General features: G+C 46.8%; 18 protein-coding genes, 2 pseudogenes and 1 other annotated feature. Of the genes and pseudogenes, 17 read left to right on the forward strand and 3 right to left on the reverse strand.

Annotated elements, in window-relative coordinates:
* Positions 1 to 193: 193 nt before the first annotated feature.
* The 12 genes from RQP50_RS13760 to glnA all read left to right on the forward strand — a co-directional run bounded on the left by RQP50_RS13760 (position 194) and on the right by glnA (position 18,056).
* The gene (locus RQP50_RS13760; protein WP_315745763.1) at positions 194 to 1,861 is read left to right on the forward strand and encodes a putative amidoligase domain-containing protein; all 1,668 of its coding nucleotides are present in this window, start codon (positions 194 to 196) and stop codon (positions 1,859 to 1,861) included.
* Positions 1,862 to 1,936: 75 nt separating this feature from the next.
* On the forward strand, positions 1,937 to 4,723 hold the full coding sequence (gene mutS / locus RQP50_RS13765) for a DNA mismatch repair protein MutS (RefSeq protein ID WP_072728060.1): 2,787 nt from the start codon (positions 1,937 to 1,939) through the stop codon (positions 4,721 to 4,723).
* Positions 4,724 to 4,765: 42 nt separating this feature from the next.
* Positions 4,766 to 7,114, forward strand: a complete 2,349-nt coding sequence (gene mutL, locus RQP50_RS13770; protein WP_315745764.1) for a DNA mismatch repair endonuclease MutL — start codon at positions 4,766 to 4,768, stop codon at positions 7,112 to 7,114.
* Positions 7,115 to 7,170: 56 nt separating this feature from the next.
* Complete coding sequence (locus tag RQP50_RS13775) at positions 7,171 to 7,962, forward strand: class I SAM-dependent methyltransferase (RefSeq protein WP_315745765.1); 792 nt, start codon at positions 7,171 to 7,173, stop codon at positions 7,960 to 7,962.
* Complete coding sequence (miaA, locus tag RQP50_RS13780) at positions 7,955 to 8,896, forward strand: tRNA (adenosine(37)-N6)-dimethylallyltransferase MiaA (RefSeq protein ID WP_021253934.1); 942 nt, start codon at positions 7,955 to 7,957, stop codon at positions 8,894 to 8,896. The genes RQP50_RS13775 and miaA overlap by 8 nt, the downstream gene beginning before the upstream one ends.
* A 50-nt stretch (positions 8,897 to 8,946) precedes the next feature.
* The gene (gene hfq, locus RQP50_RS13785) at positions 8,947 to 9,186 is read left to right on the forward strand and encodes an RNA chaperone Hfq (RefSeq protein WP_005549853.1); all 240 of its coding nucleotides are present in this window, start codon (positions 8,947 to 8,949) and stop codon (positions 9,184 to 9,186) included.
* Positions 9,187 to 9,393: 207 nt separating this feature from the next.
* Entirely contained in the window at positions 9,394 to 12,111 is a 2,718-nt protein-coding gene (locus RQP50_RS13790; RefSeq protein WP_315745766.1) for a PBP1A family penicillin-binding protein, read from the forward strand.
* 307 nt (positions 12,112 to 12,418) lie between these two features.
* A complete protein-coding gene (locus RQP50_RS13795; RefSeq protein ID WP_315745767.1) occupies positions 12,419 to 13,402 on the forward strand; it encodes an AAA family ATPase in 984 nt (327 codons plus the stop codon).
* A gap of 82 nt (positions 13,403 to 13,484) precedes the next feature.
* The gene (hflX, locus tag RQP50_RS13800) at positions 13,485 to 14,771 is read left to right on the forward strand and encodes a GTPase HflX (protein WP_065293008.1); all 1,287 of its coding nucleotides are present in this window, start codon (positions 13,485 to 13,487) and stop codon (positions 14,769 to 14,771) included.
* 39 nt (positions 14,772 to 14,810) lie between these two features.
* A complete protein-coding gene (locus RQP50_RS13805) occupies positions 14,811 to 16,067 on the forward strand; it encodes a methionine gamma-lyase family protein (RefSeq protein WP_315745768.1) in 1,257 nt (418 codons plus the stop codon).
* Between the two features lie 207 nt (positions 16,068 to 16,274).
* On the forward strand, positions 16,275 to 16,685 hold the full coding sequence (locus RQP50_RS13810) for a MerR family transcriptional regulator (protein WP_065293010.1): 411 nt from the start codon (positions 16,275 to 16,277) through the stop codon (positions 16,683 to 16,685).
* A 42-nt stretch (positions 16,686 to 16,727) separates the two neighbouring features.
* Entirely contained in the window at positions 16,728 to 18,056 is a 1,329-nt protein-coding gene (gene glnA, locus RQP50_RS13815; RefSeq protein ID WP_021253928.1) for a type I glutamate--ammonia ligase, read from the forward strand.
* 883 nt (positions 18,057 to 18,939) lie between these two features.
* Here glnA and RQP50_RS13820 read toward each other — a convergent pair.
* Positions 18,940 to 19,305, reverse strand: coding sequence for a hypothetical protein (locus tag RQP50_RS13820; RefSeq protein ID WP_315745769.1), 366 nt, complete (start codon positions 19,303 to 19,305; stop codon positions 18,940 to 18,942).
* A gap of 58 nt (positions 19,306 to 19,363) precedes the next feature.
* On the opposite strand from RQP50_RS13820, the pseudogene RQP50_RS13825 reads away from it, so the two are divergent.
* From RQP50_RS13825 to RQP50_RS13840, 4 genes and pseudogenes are all read left to right on the forward strand, one after another.
* A pseudogene (locus RQP50_RS13825) lies at positions 19,364 to 19,623 on the forward strand (ran-binding protein 10); the annotation flags it as partial.
* A gap of 111 nt (positions 19,624 to 19,734) precedes the next feature.
* Positions 19,735 to 20,712 (forward strand): discoidin domain-containing protein, encoded by a 978-nt coding sequence (locus RQP50_RS13830; RefSeq protein WP_315745770.1) that lies wholly within the window; start codon positions 19,735 to 19,737, stop codon positions 20,710 to 20,712.
* A 191-nt stretch (positions 20,713 to 20,903) separates the two neighbouring features.
* The gene (locus RQP50_RS13835; RefSeq protein ID WP_072728376.1) at positions 20,904 to 21,323 is read left to right on the forward strand and encodes a hypothetical protein; all 420 of its coding nucleotides are present in this window, start codon (positions 20,904 to 20,906) and stop codon (positions 21,321 to 21,323) included.
* 308 nt (positions 21,324 to 21,631) lie between these two features.
* Positions 21,632 to 22,087, forward strand: a complete 456-nt coding sequence (locus RQP50_RS13840; RefSeq protein ID WP_142542908.1) for a hypothetical protein — start codon at positions 21,632 to 21,634, stop codon at positions 22,085 to 22,087.
* Between the two features lie 117 nt (positions 22,088 to 22,204).
* On the opposite strand, the pseudogene RQP50_RS13845 reads toward RQP50_RS13840, so the two are convergent.
* Together RQP50_RS13845 and RQP50_RS13850 are read right to left on the reverse strand one after the other, a co-directional pair.
* Positions 22,205 to 22,966, reverse strand: a pseudogene (locus RQP50_RS13845) (SDR family oxidoreductase); the annotation flags it as partial.
* Positions 22,945 to 23,988: a thiamine pyrophosphate-binding protein gene (locus tag RQP50_RS13850; protein ID WP_315745771.1), complete on the reverse strand. Its 1,044-nt coding sequence runs from the start codon at positions 23,986 to 23,988 to the stop codon at positions 22,945 to 22,947. The pseudogene RQP50_RS13845 and the gene RQP50_RS13850, both read right to left, overlap by 22 nt.
* Positions 23,989 to 24,852: 864 nt before the next feature.
* Here RQP50_RS13850 and RQP50_RS13855 point away from each other — a divergent pair.
* Positions 24,853 to 24,966, forward strand: coding sequence for a hypothetical protein (locus RQP50_RS13855; RefSeq protein ID WP_028533055.1), 114 nt, complete (start codon positions 24,853 to 24,855; stop codon positions 24,964 to 24,966).
* Between the two features lie 127 nt (positions 24,967 to 25,093).
* Positions 25,094 to 25,348: a binding site (T-box leader), on the forward strand.
* Positions 25,349 to 25,355 lie beyond the last annotated feature (7 nt).

Here is a 25,355-nt window from a genome sequence, read left to right on the forward strand (position 1 = left end):
CATGCGCATGGTGGGTGAGCTGCTGCAAAACCTGTGCTTACAAACTTGATGATATACCCACAGGATATGCAGTAAAGGAAAGATTGTAGAGGGCGGGAGCCCTCCTTTTTTTTGGATTCGCAACAAAAATTCAGGTAATGTTGTTGGTTGGCCTCATAGCTGCAATGTGAATCTAATCAGGATGTAATCATATATGCTGGATGCGAAGGGGGAGGCGACGTTGAGCCGAGACCTTGCTTGTGAAGATAGCGTGGTTGTCATAACGGATGACCGGGAAGCCGCCAACATGTGGAAGCAGTATAAAGTGAAGGCGGTCTCCAATACGAGATATGTGCGAGCCGGAGCTAGGTCAATTGCTGTTCAGGAGCTTGGGAAATTAATCGTATGGTGGAAACGCAGTATGGCACAGCGGAATCGGGAGGATGCGGAGAGAGTAGTGGATCGTCAGGAGGAAGAGGGCGCAATCGTACTCAATCGCTATGCTGCGAGTTGGCGCTCAAGCACCATGCGTGAACGCTTGAAGCTATGGGGGTTGCCTGTGGCCGAATGGGCTACGTGGGCAGATGAATTGCCGCCGAATTCGGGCCAGCATTACGTTCGTTCTATATGCTTCTGGGTCAATGGCTGTCGTATCGTTGCTGCCGCACAGAGTTCAACTCCTCCGCAGGGTCTTCCCATGTATCGTGCGCTTGATGATTGGTCCAAGCCGCCTTATCGCCGGCTTGCCCGGCTGGCTCTGCGAGCTGCATATGCGGTAGGCTGGGACATCGCTGCAGTTACGCTGCGCTGCACACCATCTTCTGCCGTGGAGGGAATGACAGACTTGCCAGCGGGTGTGCTGGATGAGCCCCAGTTGGGTGATGTAATCGTGCATATCGACCCTATACCGCAGCGAATTCCATCATGGGTACGGGAGAGGTATGCTGCAGCATGGCATGAGGAGACAATACAGCATTCACGAATTCGGAACAAGGGAACACAACTGAAGCTTGGGATGGATGTAGAATTAATTCTATATGATGCCCATGCCGAGAAGATCGTCCCCGCCGTTCGGTACTTACCCAAGGGTGGGGCCGCAGGTTGTGATGCCGTGCGTCTGCAAGGACGTGTCATCTATCCTCTGATGGAGCTTCGTCCGGAACCTGCTGAGCGTCCGGCCCAGCTTGTGGAGCATTTGTGCAGGGCTATGCAGCTTGCAGACCGTATCATTGCAGAGAAGCGTGCTTCTCACATGCAGGATTCCAAGCTCGTATGGCTGGGTGGATCGCATCCAGCAGGAAAATTCTCGCTCGGCGGGCATATCCATGTTAGTGGAATTTGGCTAACCTCAGACTTGATAAGAGCGTTGGATACTTATGTAGCTCTGCCGCTGGCTCTTCTTGAGAATCCAGCGGGTTCATTAAGGAGGCGTCCAGGGTATGGGACGTATGGGGATGTGCGCGAACATGATCATGGCGGTGAGGGCGGATTTGAATACCGAACACTTCCATGCTTTATTATGACGCCGGTCCTGACATTAGAGGTTCTAACCTTATTCCGTACGGTTGCAGTGGTTTATCCAAAGCTGACTAGGCGCGATAGTGTGCGTGAAGAGGTGATTCAAGCATTCCATGCTTATCCGACAAGGCGCGATAATTATCTCACAGATGCGGGAAGACAACCTATGCGCATGCTGGCGTTAGAGCTTATGGACGACTTGCTGAGAGAAGTGAGGAAGTGCAGGAATGAATGGAGAGATGATATCCTATCGGTACAGGCCGAACATGCTATTCAAGCGCTGTCTCATCGCATAAGAGCACAATGGATATGGGATGAGCAGGAGGATTTGCGGAGTACATGGTTGGGATCGAGTGAGCGGTGACTGCGTGAAATGCGCGTGAGTCCCCGCTCTTTTTTTGATATAATAGAGTTCTACTTATGTTATCGGAGGGTGTTTATGGTGAAGCTGACACCGATGATGGAACAATATTTGAGCATCAAGGAGCAGGTTAAGGATGCCTTTTTGTTTTTCCGCCTCGGGGATTTTTACGAGATGTTCTTTGACGATGCGATTCAAGCATCGAAGGAATTGGAGATTACACTGACGGGTAGAGGCAGCAGCGGTGCAGAGGATCGTATCCCAATGTGTGGCGTGCCTTATCATTCGGCAGATAATTATATTCAGAGATTAATTGAAAAGGGATATAAGGTTGCCATCTGTGAACAGGTGGAGGATCCAGCGGAAGCTAAGGGAGTCGTCCGCCGGGAAATCGTCCGGATTGTGACGCCAGGCACAGTCATGGAAGGCAAGCTGATCGACGATAAGTCGAATCATTATCTAGTCTGTCTATCCCAAGGGAGTACCAGCAATGCACTGGCTGCCTGTGATCTTTCCACAGGGGAACTGATTGTTACTTCAGCACCGATCGGGCAATCTTGGCTTATTGATGAGCTGAATGTCTATATGCCGACAGAAGTTATTGGCCATCCTGCATTGCTGCAAGAGGCGGAGCCGCTTACGAAGGCGTGGAATCGTTCTGTTCTGTTTACCGAATGGAGCCGCAAGGATGAAGTATTGGCAAGGCAGCAGTTCGGCGAAGCCGTCTGGACTCGACTTGAGGATGAGCGGCAGCAGGCGCTTGCTATGCTGATGGGGTATTTGCAAGAAACACAGAAGCGCTCATTGAGTCAGCTGACGAATATTCGAACTTACGACCCGGATCAATATCTGGTGTTAGATCCTTTTACACGTCGTAATTTGGAGCTTACGGAAACCGTGCGTGAGCGTGCGAAGAAAGGCTCCCTGCTCTGGCTGCTTGATCGCACCGAGACGTCGATGGGGGCAAGGCTGCTTCGTCGCTGGATTGACAAGCCGCTCATGAATCGGCAGGCCATTGAGGAGCGCTTAGAGGCCGTTGATACGCTGTATCATCATCTCATATGGCGAGAAGAGCTGCGTGAGCAGTTGTCCTCGGTATATGATCTGGAGCGTCTTGTAGGCCGGATTGCCTTCGGTACGGCGAACGGTCGTGATCTCGTTGCACTGAAGTCTTCACTGAGTCAGATTCCGATGCTGAAGCAGTTATGCGTGCAGACATCGTCTGCAACACTTCACAATCTTGTTAGTGAATTGGATGCATGTGGAGATATCCACGATTGGATTGAACGTGCGGTGGTGGACGAGCCTCCGGTATCGGTACGTGACGGTGGACTTATTAAGCCAGGATACGATGAATATCTTGATCAGCTCCGAGAAGCAAGTGTGAACGGCAAGCGCTGGATCGCTGAGCTGGAGCGCAGAGAGAAGGAAGCGACCGGAATCAAGTCGCTTAAGATCGGATACAACAAGGTATTCGGCTATTATATCGAGGTAACGAAGTCGAATTTGTCATCCCTGCCGGAAGGACGATATGAGCGTAAGCAGACGCTGGCGAATGCAGAACGATTCGTAACGCCTGAATTGAAGGAGAAGGAAGCGCTAATTCTCGAGGCTGAGGATAAGATGCTCGGCTTGGAGTACGAGCGCTTTAGCGAGCTGCGTCAGCGCATTGGAGGCGAGATTCGCCGCCTGCAGGCATTGGCAGAAGCAGTTGCTGAAATAGACGTCTACCAATCACTCGCTGCAGTCAGTGCAGCTAGGAGATATGTTCGTCCGGCATTCACGGAGCAATTGGATATGCATATTGCTGAGGGACGCCATCCCGTTGTGGAGGCCGTCATGCAGGGTGGAGACTTCATGGCGAACGATACCGAGCTGACAGAGCAGAATGAGACGATGCTGCTCATAACAGGGCCGAATATGGCAGGTAAGAGCACGTACATGCGTCAAGTAGCCCTGATATCGATCATGGCGCAGATTGGATGCTTCGTTCCAGCTGAACGAGCGTCTATGCCGATTGTCGATCGGATCTTCACGAGAATTGGAGCTGCAGATGATCTAATTGGCGGTCAGAGTACGTTTATGGTGGAAATGATGGATATACAGGTGATGACAGAGAAGGCAACGCGCCGCAGTTTGGTCATCATTGACGAGCTGGGTCGTGGCACATCAACGAGTGAGGGGATGTCCATTGCACAGGCTGTAGTGGAATATGTCCACGATCGAATCGGCTGTAAGGCGCTCGTTTCGACCCATTTCCATGAATTGGCGCATATGGCGGATCGCCTGCCACGATTGAAGAATGTATGCATGGCCGTACAGGAAAGCGGTAATCAAGTTACCTTCCTGCGTAAGTTGATTTCAGGCGCAGCCAGCACAAGCTATGGTATCTATTGTGCACGTCTTGCGGGTCTCCCTGATCAAATTATTAATCGTGCATACGACCTGTTGAAGCAGTATGAGACAACGGATCGTGAAGGGACAACACATGCATCCCCTTCGAGTTCGCAGCAAGAGCTTCCTGTCAATCATGTGGAACAGCTGTCCTTATTCGGATGGGATCAGACTGCGGTATCTGCGGATAGTCCCATTCAGTCACCTACACAGCATGTGAAGCCTTTGCAAGACAGTCAGACAGATGACGAGCAATCTGTCATGAGTATGGCAAGTACTGCCGAGACCCATCAAGCGGCACAGCAAGAGAAGCCGGATCATTCCGTTCAATACAGTGCTGAAGTAATAGCAATGAAGGAGTTCATCGGCACTTTGACAGATGTAGATGTGATGTCAATGACTCCATTGGAAGCAATGAATCAACTGCATGATCTGATGAAGCGGGCACGTGAAATTACTCGTGAATCCTAATGAATAGAGCATGAGAAATCGAGAGTTAAGGAGGTGTGAGAGATGGCAATTATTAAAATATTGGACGAGCACATTGCCAACCAGATTGCCGCAGGCGAAGTAGTGGAGCGTCCTTCATCGGTTGTGAAGGAGCTGGTTGAGAACTCGATAGATGCAGGAGCTACACGTATTGATGTATCCGTTGAAGAAGGGGGCCTGCAGCTCATCCGAGTAAAAGACAATGGCTCCGGTATAGCGGATGATGATGCGGAAAATGCCTTTTTGCGGCATGCGACGAGCAAGATCCAGACAGGGAAAGATCTATTCTCGATTCGCAGTCTAGGGTTCCGAGGAGAGGCACTTCCGAGTATTGCGGCTGTTGCCAAGGTAGAGTTGGTAACGTCGACAGAATCCAGCGGGTTAGGCAGGCGGCTTGTTATTGAAGGCGGTGCGATCAAATCATATGAGCCCGCACAGTCCATGCAAGGGACGGAGATTACGGTACGTGAACTGTTCTATAATACGCCTGCACGGTTAAAGTATATGAAAACAATCCAGACGGAGCTGGGGCATATCTCTGATCTCATCTATCGTTTGGCGTTATCGTATCCAAGTATAGCGTTTACCTTGAAGCATAATGAGCACACTCTGCTGCAAACGATTGGCAATGGAGACTTATTGCAGGTTATTGCCTCTGTATATGGCGTTCAGACAGCGAAAGGGATGCTGCAGGTCAAGGGAGAACACTTGGACTTCGAGGTGCAAGGCTATATTGGCAAGCCTGAATTAACGCGCTCAAACCGCAATGCGATGTCATGGATGATCAATGGCAGATATGTCAGAAGCTTTCCGCTGAATCAAGCGATACTTCGTGCGTACCATACGTTCTTGCCGATCAATCGCTACCCGATGCTCGTGCTTCATGTGACGATGCACCCTTCTCTCGTGGATGTGAATGTGCATCCTGCCAAGCTTGAAGTTCGCTTCAGCAAAGAGGCAGAGTTGTGCGCATTCATCGAAGAGACCGTGAAGCAATTGCTGCATAAGCAGCGTCTTATTCCTGAAGCGGCTCCGAAGAAGGCGAAGGTGCGAACGTATGTCGAGCAAGCAGAGCTTCAATGGGAAGCTGCGGAGACGATAGCGGCCAATCAAGAGAAGCAATTAAAGCCAATGGGGGCGCTAGTCATTGAGTCTGATCCGTCCTCTGCCGCGCAATTAGCGAAGGAAGATCGGGAGCAGTCACGAAGCAATGCTGAAACATCCCATCAACCTAACGTGCAGCGACAACCTGAACTAACGGGGAAATGGAATCAGACCGCAGCAGCCGAAATGTCTCGTGTTGCTCCAGAAGCCTTGCAACCTCCAAATGAATCCGTTATTGATTCTATTGCACTAAGTGGCTCGGTAGAACAGAAGAAGACGGAGCAGCAACAACTGCAAGAGATAGGTCGCAAGAACGAGGATGAGCTGGCTGTAGCTGCAAGTGCAGATCCAGTGGCTATTAAGTCCTCTGAATCGACTTCTAGTAACGAGGACACCGTAGACAGTCCGGCGAAACTCAAGCAAGCTGTGGATCACGAATTGATTCCATCAACTTCCTATGATGCAGAGACAGCATCGATTGCAAACGGTCAAGAGGAGAGAGAGAGAGTTCGAGAGACGTCTCCTTCTTACGGTAGCCGCAATGCGGGAAGTTCCAATACGAGTGCTTATTCGAATCCTTATTCGAATGCTAAGCAGCAAGCAGGGCAAGCCGCAGTGAAGGCCGGTGCGGAGAAATGGAAGGAATGGCTGACGGAGGAAGGTAGTACGGACAACGCTGCATTGCCGAAGTTCCCCGCACTTTCTTACATTGGTCAGCTGCACGGAACATACTTGATCGCTTCGAATGAAGAGGGGCTCTATTTAATTGATCAGCATGCAGCGCATGAACGAATCAATTATGAATATTATTTTGAGCGATTCGGCAAGCCGGTAGAAGCCTCTCAAGAGCTGCTTCTGCCGATCACATTAGAGTTTACCCCTGCTGATGCGGAGCGGATTCGATCCCGTATGCATTTGCTGGAGCAGGTCGGGATCATCATGGAGCCATTTGGGGGCCAAACATTCCTAGTTCGTTCCCATCCATACTGGTTCCCTAAAGGGGAAGAAACGGATATTATTCAAGAAATGACGGACTGGGTGTTGAGCGAGAAGGCGCCCGATATTGCAAAATTAAGAGAGGCCTCAGCGACGATGTGCTCTTGTAAGGCATCGATTAAAGCGAATCAGCGCTTGACAGCAGCTGAGGCGGAGACGCTATTCGTCCGATTGGGAACATGCCGCCAGCCATTTACATGTCCGCATGGCAGGCCGATCGTCATTCGATTTACAACATACGATCTGGAGAAAATGTTTAAGCGGGTTATGTGAGAATAGCTGGGGATTTGTAATTCCCTTTCCACAGCGTATATAATGAGGAGGAGCAAATGATAGTCACGACAGGCGAGTATACGTCACCAGAGCTTAAGGAGCGGGCGCGGAAGATGGCCAAGCTGTTCGGATGGTTCTATGCAGAACGGCGCGATCAGACCTTGCCTCGCATGCAGCGTAGATATGGCGACGATGAATTTCTCGTCTACCTGAACGATTGTGTCCGCTATTTGAAGTTAGGGGTCACAGAGCTGACTTATCATCCGAGTATGGCCTATGTGCGGGCGAAGCGGATTTTGTCCGGAGATGCGGACGGGATGATTACAGCGAGTGGTGTTACGCCTGGCGATGAGGTGTTAGACTGTACGGCAGGCCTAGCAGGGGATTCTCTGGTGTTTGCCGTCGCGGTAGGCCCCAATGGGAAGGTTACAGCGCTGGAGAGTGAGCCATCACTTTTTGCGCTTGTGCACGAAGGGCTGCAGCTGTATGAGAGTGGTGTGGACGAGGTTACGGGAGCGATGCGCCGTATTGTGATGAAGCAGGCTGAACATCTATGCATGCTCAGTTCACTGCCAAGCCGTTCCGTCGATGTGGTATACTTTGATCCGATGTTCCGCTCTCCCGTTACAAGCTCGGCATCGATTGATCCGCTGCGTACGATGGCGAACCATAAAGCCTTGACGCATGAAGCGATTGCGGAAGCTTGCCGTGTGGCGCGCAAGAGAGTGGTCATGAAGGAAGTAAAGAACAGCGAAGAATTTGCCCGGCTAGGATTCACCCGTGTGTTACCATCCGGAGCGAAATTGGCATATGGGGTGATTGACATTGCTGGAGGCAACGATGAGTAATAAACCGAGGCTGCTTGTACTCATTGGACCGACTGCGGTTGGAAAGACGAAGCTTAGTCTTGACTTGGCTAAGAAATTCCAATGTGAGGTTATATCCGGTGACAGTATGCAGGTATATCGGCAAATGGATATTGGTACAGCTAAGCTGCCAGTAGAGCAGCGAGAGGGCATTCCACACCATTTAATGGATATATTAGATCCCGATGAGCCGTATTCGGTCGCTGATTTTCAACTTCAGTGCCGGACACTTATCGACGAGATCGCGAACCGCAATCATACCCCATTTATCGTCGGGGGAACTGGGCTCTATGTTGAATCAGTATGCTACGGGTATGAATTCAGTGAACACGGTGCAGATGAAGCATTCCGTCAAGAAATGGTGGAATTTGCAGCTTCTCACGGTGCAGAAGCGCTTCTGGAGCGCTTGCGGGGAGTGGATCCGGAAACTGCTGACAAACTGCATGCCAATGATCAGCGCAGAGTAATTAGAGCCTTGGAAGTATATCATCTTACAGGCGAGCCATTTTCGAAGCAATTAGGCCGTCAGAAAAAGGAGTCGCCGTTCGATCTGTGTATCATAGGTTTGACAATGGATAGGCAGATGCTATATAAACGAATAGAGGCAAGAGTTGATATGATGATGGAGGAGGGGCTGGTGGAAGAAGTTCGCCGGCTGCTCGAACAGGGCTACTCGCGAAATCTCGTATCGATGCAAGGCCTTGGCTACAAGGAAATCGCAGCGTATATTGAAGGTGACATGTCACTCGATGCTGCCGTTGAACTGCTTAAGCGCGATACAAGAAGATTTGCGAAGCGCCAGCTCTCTTGGTTCCGGCACATGAAGGATATTCACTGGGTTGATGTCACAGAATCAGATTGTGCAGATCAACAATTTGAACAAATTTGTAAGCTCATAGCAGGAAAGTTTCGATAACAGGTTGAATATATTTCAACACAATCTCATGATTATTGGGGGTACGGACGATGAATAAATCTATTAACATTCAGGACACTTTTTTGAATCAATTGCGCAAGGAAAGCATTCCAGTGACCGTATATTTGACGAACGGATTCCAGATTCGTGGTGTCATTCGCGCATTCGATAACTTTACCATTGTCATCGATAGCGAGGGACGTCAACAAATGGTGTATAAACACGCCATTTCCACATTCACGCCACAACGTAACGTATCCCTGATGCAAGATCATCAGAACGAGGCGTAAATTAGATGGATTGGGGCAGATTGCCAATGAAACTTTTTGCCCCTCCATCACGTCTAATGGAATATAGTCGCTGCCGAACAACCCTGAAGGGTTGTTCTTTTCATTCGTAGTCATATTGGGTATAAGTATGAGGGATATGCTTCAATCGTATCTCAACAAGGTATGAAGAGAGAGACAATCAAAGGAATAAAGGGAGTCGGATTGCAGATGACGAGAGAAAAAGAATCAACTCAACGTACGCGCACACCGGCACATGGAAATCCTAAGCGCAAAGCTAAGAAGAAAAAGAAATGGACTTGGAAAAAGACGTTTTGGCTTATGTTTTTCACGACGGCATTTGCCGTGTTCTGTGCCGTTGGCGGTTATTTGTTCGTATTATTGAACGGGGAGCGGCTGATGCGTGAATACAAGGATGCTGATATGTTCAAGCTGGCTGAGGTATCCACTGTATACGATGTGAATGGTACAGAGCTTGCTAAGCTTGGTAAAGGCATAGAGCATCGAGAGATTGCGGAGCCAAGAGATATTCCGGAATTCGTTAGCAATGCCTTCATAGCGACGGAAGACAGACGCTTCAAGGAGCACTCCGGGGTCGATCTGTGGTCAATTGGGCGTGCGATGGTTAAGGACGTTGTGTCACGAAGCCTTGCAGAAGGCGGAAGTACCATTACACAGCAGCTTGCTAAAAATATGTTCCTGACGAGTGATAAGACGTTCTTCCGGAAGGCAACGGAAGTGTCGATTGCGCTTTCGTTGGAGAATCATTTTACGAAGGACGAAATAATTACGATGTACTTAAACCGGATCTTCTTCGGTAAAGGTGCGTATGGGCTTAAAGCTGCTGCTAAGGTGTATTTCAATAAGGATGACTTGAATGATCTGAAGCTATGGGAAGTTGCGACTTTGGCAGCTATCCCAAAAGCGCCATCCCGATATAATCCGCTGTCGAGTCCAGAGCGATCGAAGGAACGCCGGGCTGTTGTTCTTCAGCTGATGTATGAACAAGGCTATATTACGGCTGAAGAGGCGAAGAGTGCTGCAGCGGTGGAATATGATCCGAAAATGTCGGGGCACGCGGCTAAGTCGGAGGATAAGCAAAATGAAGCATACAACGCATTCATTGACTACATGGTAGAGGAAGCGACTGAGAAAACGGGTCTTACCGAGGATGAGCTGTATCGCGGAGGATATCACATTTATACGACGATGGATGCGAATGCTCAGCGCATTATGTACGATGCGTTCAACAATGACGATATGTTCGAGCAGAGCCCGGATGATACGAAAATGCAAGGCGCAATGGTTATTACAGATCATAGCAATGGCTCCATCATCGCGATGGTAGGTGGGCGGGATTATGCTCGCAAAGGATTGAATCGTGCTACTGTAAAGCGTCAGCCGGGATCGTCCTTCAAGCCAATCGTGTCCTATGCGCCAGCGCTGGAGACGGGCAAGTACTTCCCGTGGTCGAAATTGAGCAATGAGAAGCAGTGCTTCGGCAAATATTGTCCTACGAACCTTGGGGGCTATACGACATCAGTAGAGATGACGGAAGCGGTTAGACGTTCCATCAATATCCCTGCTGTATGGACATTGAATGAAATTGGAATGAAAAAAGGGTTTGAATTTGCGAAAAGCCTCGGCTTCCCTCTGACGAATGACGATTATAACTTGTCAATCGCATTGGGAGGGATGACGTACGGGGTTACTCCGATCAATATGTCAGAGGCTTATAATGCATTCGCTAACGGAGGGAATTATTATGATGCCTATGCGATTGCAAAGATTACAGACCGCAAAAACAATGACTATTATGTGTATCACGTGCCGAAAGGCAAAAAGGTCATGAGTGAGAAAACGGCTTACTATATGACTGAAATGATGCGCGAAGTCGTTACGAATGGTACGGGTAAAAATGCACAAATCAGTGGTCGTACTGTTGCGGGTAAAACGGGTACGACGCAGTATTCTGTGCCAGGCTACACTGGCAAGGGCGACCGTGATGCGTGGTTCGTCGGATATACGCCAGAATGGACAGCAGCTGTCTGGATGGGGTATGACAAGACTGACAAAAATCACCTTGTCCATGAGAGCAGCCGCAGAGCATCGAAAATGTTCAGCGAGGTTATGGGTAAGGCGCTGCAAAGCAAGAAGTCGGGTTCCTTCAAGAAGCCGGATAAAGTGGAACAAAAGCCGGAAGAACTGCGGGCGCCTAGCGGGTTGAGTGCATCGTACTCTGAGAATACAAAGAGTGTGGCACTGAGCTGGAACAGCGTATCTGGTGATAATATTTCTTACCATGTTTATCGGAAGTCTTCTAAGGACAACACATTCACACAGCTGCTCAAAGGCTTGAAGAGCAACAGCGCTGAAGATGTTGGTGTCTTCCCTGGAGAAACGTACACGTACTATGTTACAGCGGTAAATGCATCCGAAGAGTCAGGAAGATCGAATCAATCTTCCGTCACGATTAAGGAGGAGACACCGGAAACGCCAATTGATCCACCGGCAGTAGATCCACCGGCCGTTGATCCGCCGACAACGGAACAGCCTACGAACCCGGATGAGCCGACACCGCCAACTGTACCGGAAAATCCGGATTCGAATAATAATCAGCCGGAAACGGGCGATAACGGTACAGGCATTGGAGACGGAGGTTCTACAGGGACATCTAGTGGGGATGGTTCCTCAGGATCTACAGATACGACGGGTTCCAATACGTCTAATGGATCATCAGGGATGAATAGCTTCGGAACGAAAGGGTCGGATCGCATTATTAACTCTGGCGGTCAGAAGGATAAAGACAACAGCAGCAAAGATAAGTCTGCAGGCAACGGGGCAGAGGATTCTTCGGTAGAAATTCAATCTGTTACTGGGAAGATAATGAATCACAAGCAGAATAAGAATTCGAATAAGGCTGCTTAAGATAAGAAATAGACCGTGCAAACCGTGAGCAATAGCGGTGTTCTTCATCCACATAAGGTAGCGTAAGGCGATGTGCAGAGTGTGCAGGAGAGAGTTCCTGCACACTTTTTTTGTGATTATGTTTGTGACGTAGTATATATCCATGTTCGGATTGCAATTCCCCTTGATATGAATCATGCTCAGGAATAGCTATAGTAACGAAACTGCTAATAACCTGTCAGACGATAGAATATATTGGAACATCGACTATTTGTGTTCAGTGTTGTGAGGAAACATGATTAGGATGAACGTCGAAAGGGTGACAAGCATGAATGTTAGGCTTCGAGCGGCAAATTCCGAAGGAAATGCACGTCCGTCTCGTCAAATAAATGTCGTGCTGCGACCTGTGGAGCAATCCAATCAGGAGACAGCCGCAAATCAGACAAATGGAGAAGCAGCAGCGGATAGCTTGGCTGTCCCACAGGATGGGCCATTTGGCGAGGTTCGCAAAGAACTTGATCGACTTGTCGGCTTGAAGCATATGAAGGACATTGCCTATGAGCTCTATGCGATTTTACAGATGAATCGTAGACGGCAGGATGCGGGGCTGATCTGCCAATCACATGTATATCATATGATCTTCAAGGGCAATCCTGGTACGGGCAAGACGACTGTAGCCAGGATCATGGCGAAAATGTTCCAGCAGCTAGGAGTGCTCAGCAAAGGGCATTTGCTCGAAGTAGAGAGGGCTGATCTGGTTGGCGAATATATCGGACATACGGCACAGAAGACGCGAGATTTAATTAAAAGGGCAATGGGTGGCATTTTGTTTATAGATGAGGCATATAGCTTGGCCCGTGGCGGAGAAAAAGATTTCGGAAAAGAAGCAATTGATACTTTGGTAAAAGCCATGGAGGATCATAAAAATCAATTTATCCTCATATTGGCAGGGTATTCGGATGAGATGGATTGGTTAATGCAGACGAACTCTGGGCTGCCTTCGCGATTCCCAATACAAGTGGAATTCCCTGATTATTCGGTAGATGAACTTCTGCATATCGCAGAATCTATGGCAAAGGATCATGATTATGTACTAATGCCAACTACACAGGCGCAGTTAAAACAGGTGATTTTGGATGAGAAAATTCTTGCCCCTAATCTGTTCAGTAATGCGCGCTTTGTTCGAAATGTAATGGAAAAGGCGATGCGTAATCAAGCGGTTCGCCTCCTTCAGCTATATCCGCAGCAATCTCCGGGCAAGCTGGAATTAATGACATTGAAGCCAGAGGATTTAAAATGGGAGCGAAAATGAGGTATACTGTACAACGTATATGGTCAATGATCATAGTTCGATGGAAATATGGATGATGAACCGATAAGGAGAATGTACGCGAATGCGAAAAGAGCCTCACCAAACGAATCAAAATATACCCGATCGAGCGGTGCTCGTGACTTTAATAACAGATGATGTCAAGCGGAGCGGGGTTGATCCTCAATATTCGCTTGACGAGCTGGTGCAGCTGGCGGAAACGGCTGGCGTTGAGGTGTTGACCACGATGACACAGCAGCGTGAATTCCGTGATCCTAGATGGTTCATAGGGAAAGGCAAGGTACAAGAACTCAAGGCGGTCATTGATGAGATGGGTGCAACGACCGCTATTTTTGATCAAGAGCTGTCTGGCGCTCAAGTCCGCAACCTGGAACAAGCGTTGGATGTGAAGATTGTAGACCGTACTCAGCTCATTCTCGATATTTTCGCACAACGAGCAAAAACAAGAGAAGGTATCATTCAGGTGGAGCTGGCACAATTGTCATATCTGCTCCCTCGTCTATCCGGACACGGGAAGAACCTGTCGCGTCAAGGCGGTGGTATCGGCACAAGAGGGCCCGGGGAATCCCAATTGGAAACGGATCGCCGCCATATTCGAGGACGTATAACTGACTTGAAGCGTCACCTGCATGAAGTCGTTCGCAACCGCAATCTGCATCGAGAGCGCCGCAAGAAGACAGGAGCGTACCAGGTTGCGCTTGTCGGCTATACGAATGCGGGGAAGTCAACGCTGCTGCGACAACTGACTCAGGCGGATGTGTATGTGGAGAACCAATTGTTTGCGACGCTGGATCCAACTTCTCGCCAGTGGGAGCTTCCTAGCGGCAAGGAAGTGGTCTTAACGGATACGGTTGGCTTTATTCAAAATTTGCCTCATGATCTCGTAGCGGCTTTTCGTGCGACATTAGAGGAAGTGAACGAGGCTGATCTCATTTTGCATGTGATGGACGCTTCTTCGCAGATGCGAGAGGATCATATGCGGGTCGTAGAGGATATTTTGCAGCAATTAGGAGCGGGAGCCAAGCCGCAAATTGTTCTCTATAATAAGAAGGATCTGTGCACCCCAGAACAACGACAGATGCTGCCGCATGATAAAGATCACTTTATTATAAGCGCTTATGATGAAGGGGATCTGGAGCGTATTCGGCAGGCAGTGCAAGATCAATTGTCCGGCCAAACGGTTACCTATCGAATATCCGCGGATCGTGGGGATTTGATTGCCTTGATTTATCGACTGGGAGAGGTTCTGGAACAGGAGATCGACGAGAATGATCTGCTGCTTAAGGTTCGGTTGGATCGGCTAGCTGCTGAGCAGCATGGATATAAGTTGAAAGATTACATCAATAAATAAGCTTTCCTTCATGGGAATGGATCAAGGGGAATGGATAAGATGCAATTTACAGCAAGACTGGAGCAATTGGAGCAGCAAATCGAAGAGAAGATTGCTGGGCAGGTACGGGGAATCGAGCGAATCGCAGAGCGGAATCAATGGAAGGTTATACAGGCCTTTCAGAAGCATCATGTGAGTGATTTTCACTTTGCGGGATCGACGGGGTACGGCTACAATGACCGTGGACGCGAGGTGCTTGATGAGGTATATGCTCAAGTGTTCGGTGCGGAAGCGGGATTGGTGCGCCCTCATTTTGTATCAGGTACCCATACGATTGGGACGGCTCTGTTCGCCGTACTTCGCCCTGGCGATGAATTGTTATACATTACGGGGACACCGTACGACACGCTGCATAAGGTGATTGGCAAAGAGAATGATGGGACGGGCTCTCTGCGTGATTGGGGAGTATCCTATAATGAGGTGCCGCTGACTGAGGCAGGAGATGTAGATTGGGAGCATGTGCGTGAAAGCATAACCGAGCGTACGAAAGTCATAGGCATTCAACGTTCACGCGGTTATGGATGGAGAGCATCCTTCACGGTTGAACAGATCGGTGAGATGGTACGGCAAGTAAAAGCGATTAAGCCGGATGTTGTTGTGTTCGTGGATAATTGCTACGGGGAATTTACAGAACTGCAGGAGCCGACGGAGCTAGGTGTTGATGTAATGGCCGGCTCGCTTATTAAGAACCCAGGAGGCGGTATTGCTGAAACAGGCGGTTATATTGTAGGTAAGCGCGTGTATGTGGAAGCAGCGGCCTCTCGCTTAACTGCACCGGGAATTGGCGGAGAAGTCGGAGCTATGTTAGGGATGACACGTTCGATGTATCAAGGTCTCTTCTTAGCGCCAAGCATCGTTGGACAAGCAGTGCGAGGCAGTGTGTTTGCAGCAGCCTTGTTCGAGGAGCTTGGGTTTGAGACCTCGCCGCATTGGAAGGCGCCTCGTACTGATTTGATTCAAGCCTTGCGATTCCATACAGCCGATCATCTAATCGCGTTTGTTCAGGGGATTCAGAAAGCCTCGGCCGTTGATGCGCACGTCGTGCCTGAACCATGGGACATGCCTGGTTATGAGCATCCAGTCATTATGGCGGCAGGTACCTTCATTCAAGGGGGAAGCTTGGAGTTGTCTGCCGATGCGCCGATTCGTGAGCCATATACAGCATACATGCAGGGTGGGCTTACGTATGCGCATGCGAAGCTTGGAGCGCTGACAGCACTGCAAACCATGGTTGATCGAGGCTTGCTAGAGCTATAAAATTATTTTGTTAGATTTCCTGACATCCATTGACACGTTTGCTTCCAGGGGATAAAATGAGAACAAGAAAGGCATAGCACATACTCTGATCGGAGTAAATTCACTGATGAGCGACCGCGCGAAACAGGCGTTGTTAGACTAGGATGTCAGTTAGCGCACACAGCACGTAAACTTTCTTTTATGACAAACTAGGAAGGTTGATAAGCAGTGGGAGATGAAATTCGCAGAAATATGGCGTTGTTTCCAATCGGCATCGTGATGAAGCTGACGGATTTGACGGCTCGTCAAATTCGTTACTACGAACAGCATGAATTAATTATGCCTGCTCGTACTTCTGGAAACCAGCGTCTCTTTTCCTTCAATGACGTAGAGCGATTGCTTGAAATCAAGACACTTATTGAAAAGGGAGTCAACATAGCAGGCATTAAGCAGGTACTGAATCCGGTAACGAAGGAATCGGAAGAGGCAACTGTGCTTAGTGAAGCTTCGGAGAGCAAACGCAAGGAATTGTCCGATCTCCAATTGCACCGCATGTTGAAGCAGCAGCTTATAGCCGGTAATAGACCGGGGCAAGTATCGCTGATCCAAGGCGAACTGTCTCGTTTCTTTACAAAATAGATATGAATCTAATCACGCTTATGGAGAAGGAGATGTTACCCTGTGGGTTATACCAGAGAAGACATTGAACGCATTGCCAAGGAACAAAATGTACGATTTATCCGTCTGCAATTTACGGATTTGCTCGGTACGATTAAGAATGTCGAAATTCCGGTAAGCCAATTGCCTAAGGCACTGGATAACAAAATGATGTTTGACGGTTCTTCGATTGAAGGTTATGTGCGTATTGAAGAATCCGATATGTATCTTGTCCCAGATTTGGATACTTGGGTTGTCTTCCCATGGGTAACGGAAGATCGTGTCGCTAGATTGATCTGCGACGTATACACAACGGATGGAACGCCGTTTGCAGGATGCCCGCGTGGAATTTTGAAGAAAGCCCTGAAGGAAGCAGAAGCACTTGGCTTCACGTCCATGAACGTAGGTCCAGAACCAGAATTCTTCTTGTTCAAGACGGATGACAAGGGCAATCCTACGATGGAATTGAACGACCAAGGCGGTTACTTCGACTTGGCACCGACGGATCTTGGTGAGAACTGCCGCCGCGAAATCGTATTGAAGCTGGAAGAGATGGGCTTCGAAATTGAAGCTTCCCACCATGAGGTGGCTCCTGGTCAGCATGAGATCGATTTCAAATATGCAGATGCGATTAAGGCAGCAGACCAAATTCAAACCTTCAAGCTCGTCGTGAAGACGATTGCTCGTCAGCATGGCTTGCACGCTACATTCATGGCGAAGCCGCTGTTTGGTGTGAACGGTTCAGGTATGCACTGTAACATCTCCTTGTTCAACGGTAAGGAGAATGCGTTCTACGATGAAAGTGATAAGCTTGGCTTGAGTCCGGCAGCACGTCAATTTATGGCGGGGGTATTGAAACATGCTCGCGGATTTGCGGCAATCACGAATCCAACGGTCAACTCCTATAAGCGTTTAGTTCCTGGCTATGAAGCTCCATGTTATGTGGCATGGTCTGCAAGCAACCGCAGTCCAATGGTTCGTATCCCAGCGTCCCGTGGTTTGAGCACGCGTGTTGAAGTCCGCAACCCGGATCCAGCGGCGAACCCGTACTTGGCTCTAGCGGTAATTTTAAAAGCAGGATTGGAAGGCATCAAGAAGAAGTCTGACCTTCCAGCTCCAACGGATCGTAACATTTACGTCATGACAGAAGAAGAGCGTCTGGCGGAAGGCATCCCAAGCTTGCCATCCAGCTTGAAGGAAGCATTGGAAGAGCTTCTGCGCGACGAGACGATTTGCGATGCACTGGGTGATCATGCATTGCAGCACTTCTTGGAATTGAAAGAAATTGAATGGGATATGTACAGAACGCAAGTTCACCAATGGGAACGCGATCAATACATGACATTATACTAATTCATCTAAACCCTAGAGCCGTAAGGCTTCTAGGGTTTTTACTTTGGGGGCAGGGGGATGTGGTGAATGTCTTTTTAGATTCGTAATAAAGCAAACAACACACGATAGATGACATTGCATCTGGATCGGATCCAGTTGAGAAAAAATCATTCAGGAATGATAAATGAAGCAAGACAGCTTGTGAGTTTCGAAAGTTTACACGTTCAATCTCGATCCCCCAGTAAGTGCGGTAACATAACAAAAGATAAGTTCTTTGGTATTTTCTAAATTAATGCTTGCATTTATTTCAATTGGGGCTTATTAGGGAGGGTATAGAGTGAACAACTTATTACATAGGGGCAAAGCCCAAGGGGAGAGTGTAGAACATGTGCGATTCCCTAAAAATTATGCGCGAAGTTTCAAAGGATACGACAGAAATGTGCTGAATTCATATGCAAGTACTCGGAGTTCAAGAAAAGTTAGAAGCGCGGATAGGCAAACTAAAATAACTGTATGGGGGCAACGACCTTCTAGGGGATGGCTATATCATAAAGAACTGTAAGGAAAAAAATAAGTACACAATCAATTGAATATAGTTACACGAGCGGAATGAACAGAATGAATAAGGGCAACCTGAATGTAGATATTGAAAAGTTTGGAAAGATAAACGAGGTTATCTCTGAACCTTGTGGTGCTTGAGAACATAAACAGGAGGGGCGAGGAAGTTATATGGCACTAACTTGTGAAGATTAACCAGTACAGTTGTGATAAGGTAATTTGCTGTCGCAATCATGTTCGGTTAGAAAGAAGTTTGTGAGGATCCCTGATACGATAGAAGATAGGTACATGCGTGAATACGTCAAGGACTTCCAGGTATACACCTTTGTTTTTGACCCACCAATTTTCAGGAAAAGCAAGAACTATAACCGTCAACAGTAATTTTTATTTTCTCATAATTGCCTGGGGTTACGCTGATAGGATCAGATGGTTCGTTACTTAAATCTACCCGTCTTACTTCTTTCTTGCTTATTGCTTCCCATGTTTCATTTTTATAGGCAAATATCTGATATTTCACATCATCTGTTGGGCCCGCTGCTCCTACGAATTGTACAAAACTCAAATGTAGTGTTTGAGGAAACGTGATTTCTAAACTTCCAGAAAAGAAGTCGGATGTGGGGCCCCATTGAGTGGTTAAATCACCATCAAACACATACTTAGCTAATTGATTATCAAAGTTATTACTATCTACTACCGTCGTACCTTTGGGCATTGGCGAAACTACGTTTGGCTACGAATTAAATGAAGTACCTGATCCAGAAAAATCAACAAATCCAGAGCTGACCAAAGGAAACAGAGCATTATTAGTAGTTACCATGACAACAGGTTTGGAGAAAGAATTCGACCTTAGCATGGAAGAAGTAAATGCGCCTTCATCACATGGTACGAAAATAAGCAGGCTGGATCGGGAACTGCTTCTTATGCAATCAACAAGCACAACAATAACAAAGAGTCATTCAGCGCACGTAAAGACTACGTTATCTTTGATAAGATCCTAACGTTTGAAGTGAACGAGTATACAACTAAATAAACTCAATGCCGCTCCTTCGGGAGAGGTAATTTGTTGACTTTGCAGATATAAATATTTTTCAGATGAGTGCCGATATAAGTTTAGTCAATAAGAAAAAAAGGAATGGCATTTTTGAAAATTACAAAGTTTCTATTGTGTGCAGTATTGATGTTCTCTCTTATTGCAGGTTTAGTATCTGCGCAAGAGGGAAAAAACGAAGTGGCTTTTTCTATTCCTGCAAATTCGTTTTGTGATGCATCACATAAGGTTCAATTGTCATTGAACATAACTAACATCGGTGGCAATGCTGCTGATATTACTTTACAGTTGTATAACGAAGAAGGAGCTCCGATCTCTATAAAAGGTGACTCTCACAACGGAATAAAATCTAATATTACACTTGGAGATTCAACTAATATCGTACCTAAAAAGACGGTATTCTACCAAGTTAGTTTTGGGCAAAACTACTTTTCTTGTGAAGAAATGCCATATTACGGTACATTGCAAGTGAAAGATTCGAGCAGTAAAGTAATTGCAAGTGGATGGATAAGTGCTACTAACGGGAATACACCAATTATTATTAATTCTGGATTGCCGATAACTGGTAGTCAAGGAGGAAACGACGTCAATGGAGGCGAGGAAACGACGCCGCCATCTGATACGAATTTAGTTAAACCATTAGATTGTAATGATCCCGAAAAGGCTATTTTGGCCTTTGCATCAAGTAGTTACAGTCAAAACTTCTTACCATGTAAGGCATTTGATGGAGATATTTATACAAGTTGGGCAACAAAGGATTATACAACGGCAGGGTGGCTAGCAGTAGATTTCGGCGAACCTACCTTAGTGCAAGAATATGAGATTGCTGCAAGAACTAAAGATATAGATGGAACCGGATCAGCACCAAAGACATGGACATTCGAGGGTAGTAACGATAAAATCAATTGGACTGAATTGGATACACAGGTAGACCAAAAATCATGGGAATTCGGTGAAGCAAGAAGCTTTTTAACAAAGAACAAAAATAGTTATCGTTACTATCGAATCAATATTACTAAAAACAATGGCCTAGAGTTATACACTGCTATCGGTGAATTACGTATGTTTTAATGAACAGATAAGAGTATCCTTCTATGGATGCTCTTTTAATTTCTATGTTTTTGTCAACCTCCATAGCCGCTCCTTAGGGGGCGGTACTTTTATTAAGATTAATAGAAAAAGTGATACAGTTTAAGTTAAATAATGGTATTATATAGGAGGGAGTTGGAAAATAACTCTACTACATATGAAGGTGGGATACTATGAAAAAGTTTGTATCAACGCTTCTGGTATTCGCATTAATGTTTGTTTTATCAACTAGCGCTTTCGCGTCAAAAGGCTATGCTGACACTAAGGAAACTGCGGTGGAATTAAACGGATTATCTCAAGCTGGTTCGTTCTTGGATTATCAGGACAGCGACTTTTACAAGTACACAAATAATACTGGAAGAACGATTGTGCTGAACTTTGTTGTTGAGCCGCAAGTAAGTTTTATTAACTATGATATCAGAGGGTATTTTCCTAATGGCGATATCCTTACGGCAAAAGATCAAGGTGCTGGCAACAAGGACATTATTTACGATGTAGAACTCCAGCCAGGAGAGGTTATTTACTTAGAAATTAAGGGTCATACAGTTAGAGACTTTGGAAGGGATGCCCCATATCGCATATACTACCTTTAAGCAAAGAAAGCCCTAATTAGCCACTGAACAATCAGTGGCTTTTTTCATGGAGAGTTCAAAGATCAAACTACTGATCCAGTAGATAAAAGTATTGAAGTAGAGGATCATTTCGCCAGTACATGAAGTAGTTGAGACAGCTAACATAAAAGTCCCTGCTAGGGATAGAAGGGTTAAGGATGGATAATAAAAAGTAGATAATTAGTTTAATAGACAATTCCTTTGTTATATTTACAATTTAACCCTACTGAGTTAATATATTGATATAGGTACAAAAACCCCTATTATATCAATGAGAGGGAAGTGAGACTATGAAAGCAAAAAAAATGTTTGTTGCGTTTTTAATGGCAGTAGTAATGGTAGTGACTTCACCTTCTGTTTTTGCATACACGGGTTTCGGCGATACCTTACAAGAAGCTGTGATGCTTTATAGATGGGGGTACTCATATGAAGACCAATTCACTTTACCAATTGATAATATCAATGACTATGATTACTATGTGATCGATTATACAAATGGTGATCAGAGTGCAATGGGTTTCCATATTAGTATGAAGCCCCAGCCAGGAGTTATTTACGATCTTCAACTTATCGAAACAGATTCAAACGGGAGAATTATTAAAGTAACCGACTACAACGACAACACAATTGAGAAAAATATTTGGCATTCGCTTTATAATGGGCATAAGGCATACATCAGAGTATCCTCACATGGGTTTAATGATTACGGTAAAGATTACACTCTGAAGTTTAAGAGAGTTGTATAATAGATATAACACGAGTATGAGCCGTAGGAATCCCGCGGCTCTTTTAGTTTACTTTGCTGTCCTAAATCTAGTTGTATGACCGTCACGATTTTCGAATCTACACGAAGCTGGATCTCCTCAGCTGTTCACAATAACACCACCTGTAGCATGAATGAATTGACCCGAAATATACGATGCGTCTTCCGATGCCAGAAATACATACGCGGGTGCGACCTCGCAAGGTTGGCCGGCACGGCCCATCGGATTTTTTTCCCCCCACTTCGCGACTTGAGCGGCAGGAAAGGATGCGGGAATAAGAGGCGTCCATATGCTTCCAGGGACAACGCCGTTTACTCGAATGCCTCGGCTATGCAACGATTTCGAGAGCGACCGGGTAAAAGCAACGATGGCGCCCTTGGTGGCTGAATAATCGATGAGCTGTTCATTCCCCTCATAGGCAGTGAGCGAGGCGGCATTGATAACGCTGCTTCCCTTTTTCATGTGGGGAAGGGCAGCCTTCGTTAAATAAAATACTGAGAAAAAATTGGTTCGAAACGTTCTTTCCATCTGTTCGGATGTAATACTTTCTAAATTGTTCTGAACATGCTGCTCAGCCGCGTTATTCACGAGAATATCCAGTTTGCCGAATTGTGTGACAGTTTGTTCCACGATTTGTTTGCAAAAATCTTCTTGGCCAAGATCCCCGGCAATACACAGACATTTACCCCCTTTTTGCTCGACAACCTGTTTGGTTTCTTCAGCATCCGTATGTTCGTTAAGATACACAATGACGACATCTGCGCCTTCTTTGGCGAAGGCTACCGCTATGGCTCGTCCTTGGCCGCTGTCTCCTCCGGTAATGATGGCCACTTTATTTTTTAGTTTGCCGCTGGATTTGAACGGTAGTCTGTCATGCCTTCTGTAAGTGCTTGGATTATCTCTGCGATATTACCGACGATCCCGACTTGTGACGGAATGACCTCGCCGATAGCTGATATCCGTTCTTCGATATGGATCACTTGCGCATTTTTAGGGACATGATATTCCGGCCACCAAGAGGTACCGATGGCAAGGACGACATCCGCTTGTTTGCATAAGTCGCTTGCAAAAGGATTCCCGCCTTCGCCCAAACCGCCGAGCAGGTAAGGGTGAGAATCCGGAATTATTCCCTTCGCTCCGTAACTCACGACAATTCCGCATCCCCAGCGATCAGCCAGTTTCCGGATCGCATCACAGGCATGATTTGCTCGATTGCCAGCAAGGATCAAGGGGCGTTTCGCCTTAAGCATAAGATTCGCCGCTTGTTGGAGTTGGCTCTGTCCAGCTATTTGATTTATTATTCGAATAGGTTCGCGCGGTTGTGTCCCGCAGGAAAGTGTCCATAGATCGGAAGGGATGGAAAGATGAACGGGAATTGCCTGTTCCATTGCCGTAAACATGGCCTGTGTTAAGGTGTCAACGACTGCATTAGGATGAACGACAATTCGGCTGAACCCGGTAATCGCCTGAACTAGTCCCTGCTGATCAATATACTGCTTATACGCTGTTCCGATCTTGGGGGTAGGCGCTTGACCTGATATAGCCAAGACTGGAACGCGATCTAAGTATGCATCTCCTAGGCCAGTCATTAAATTAGTCAAACCAGGTCCCATTTGCGCGGCGCATACTCCGATTCGACCGGTTAATTTGGCTTCGGCAGACGCCATCATTGCAGCGACAGACTCATGTTTTACCCCAATCCATTCCAAATCATTCTGGCGTGAGAGACCCTCCATCAATCCAAAAATGGCATCCCCGATCACCCCGTAAATCCGCTTAACGCCCCATAATTTCAGTTGGTTGATAATCACATCCGCAACCTTTTGAGTTTCGATTCCTTCCTGCAATTGATTTCCTTTGGCAACTTCCGGGAATATACTCATTTTGGCGCCAGCTCCTTGCCTTTTTCTTAGTATGGATGCGCAGCCTGTGTATTATGAACAAGCTTGGATGAATGTTACGGTTGCTTCGTTGGTTTTGATAGTGAGGGATTAATCGACCTTTTGAGAATGGGTCAAGAAGTAATCGGCACTTTCTACAGTCCATAAAATGAGGCAAGTAGGTAGCAGATGTTGAAGTAGAGAATGAGCTGTTTAAGCGCACTTGTTAGGCCGTTTTACCTATGTGTCGGTGCATAGAAGCTGCAGGCTATCTGATGATAGCTTGGAATGGGGAGTTGAATACGGTGTCTATCCAAAAACAATGAGCATGGTTTATAGCGGAATATGAAACAGGCTTAATAAAGCACTGCGGGAACGGAAGTCTGTGGATCTTAGTATTTTTTACAATGAATAGGGTATAGCCGAGACACGCACATAACTACCTTAATACTATATGTATTGTATCTAGCGAGAGGAGGGCATCTCAAATGAGTGAAATTGGTCATCATCATCGCTTTACTTCTACAGCCATAATATTGGTTCTGTTTATTTTGTTGGTCATCGTACTCTGTGGCAGCTTTTGTTAATTTGATAAAAGGATCTGAGCTCACACAATTCCCCCATAGGCATTTCACGAGGATCAAATTTACTAATGACGTATCTTCAGTATTGATAACTTGAATATCCTGTTGTCGAGGGGGCATAAAGGCCAGTTCGAATAAGAGCCGATTCAATGGACGGAGTCGTGGAATTCTACCCTTGAAGGGGCAACACCGCCTAATTAATTCAGTATAGGAAATAGCCGAGTCAGAATGAAGGTAACATTTATACGATGTAAATGTGCCAAACGAGAGGAGGTTAACGCATATGGGTGAAGTTGTTGGAGGTTTCTCATGTGGATTTGGAGGTTTCACTTCGATTGGTGTAATCTTGGTCTTGTTCATTTTGTTGGTTATCATTTCCCGTTCATTTATTTTTTAGCATCTAAGTAGATTGATTTCATAGCTCTGTATCTGTACACTGCAAATCTGTTTGAAATACTGGTGTTGTGCCGGCACACCGGTAAGCAAATAAGAGCCGTATGGGCATCCCCCGGCTCTTATACGGATCAACGATGTTGATGAAGAGCAAGTACGTATCAGATAATGAGGTTCAGAGAGTCGGTGGATGCTGTGAACCGATCCTCACCTGATGCCGAATGGACTTCTGAATCGCTCCGCTGAAATGAGTAGGCGTTGCCGGGATTCTCTCTCCGTTATCATGAGAGGAGTATCGTATTGATGGTTAAACCATCTTGCCGTACTTTAGAGTGAATCGCTAATAGCGATTAAAAAGGTGGTACCACGAAAACCTCGTCCTTTATTGGGCGA

The sequence above is a fragment of the Paenibacillus suaedae genome (assembly GCF_032337355.1).
In the GTDB taxonomy this organism is placed as follows: Bacteria; Bacillota; Bacilli; order Paenibacillales; family Paenibacillaceae; genus Paenibacillus_B; species Paenibacillus_B suaedae.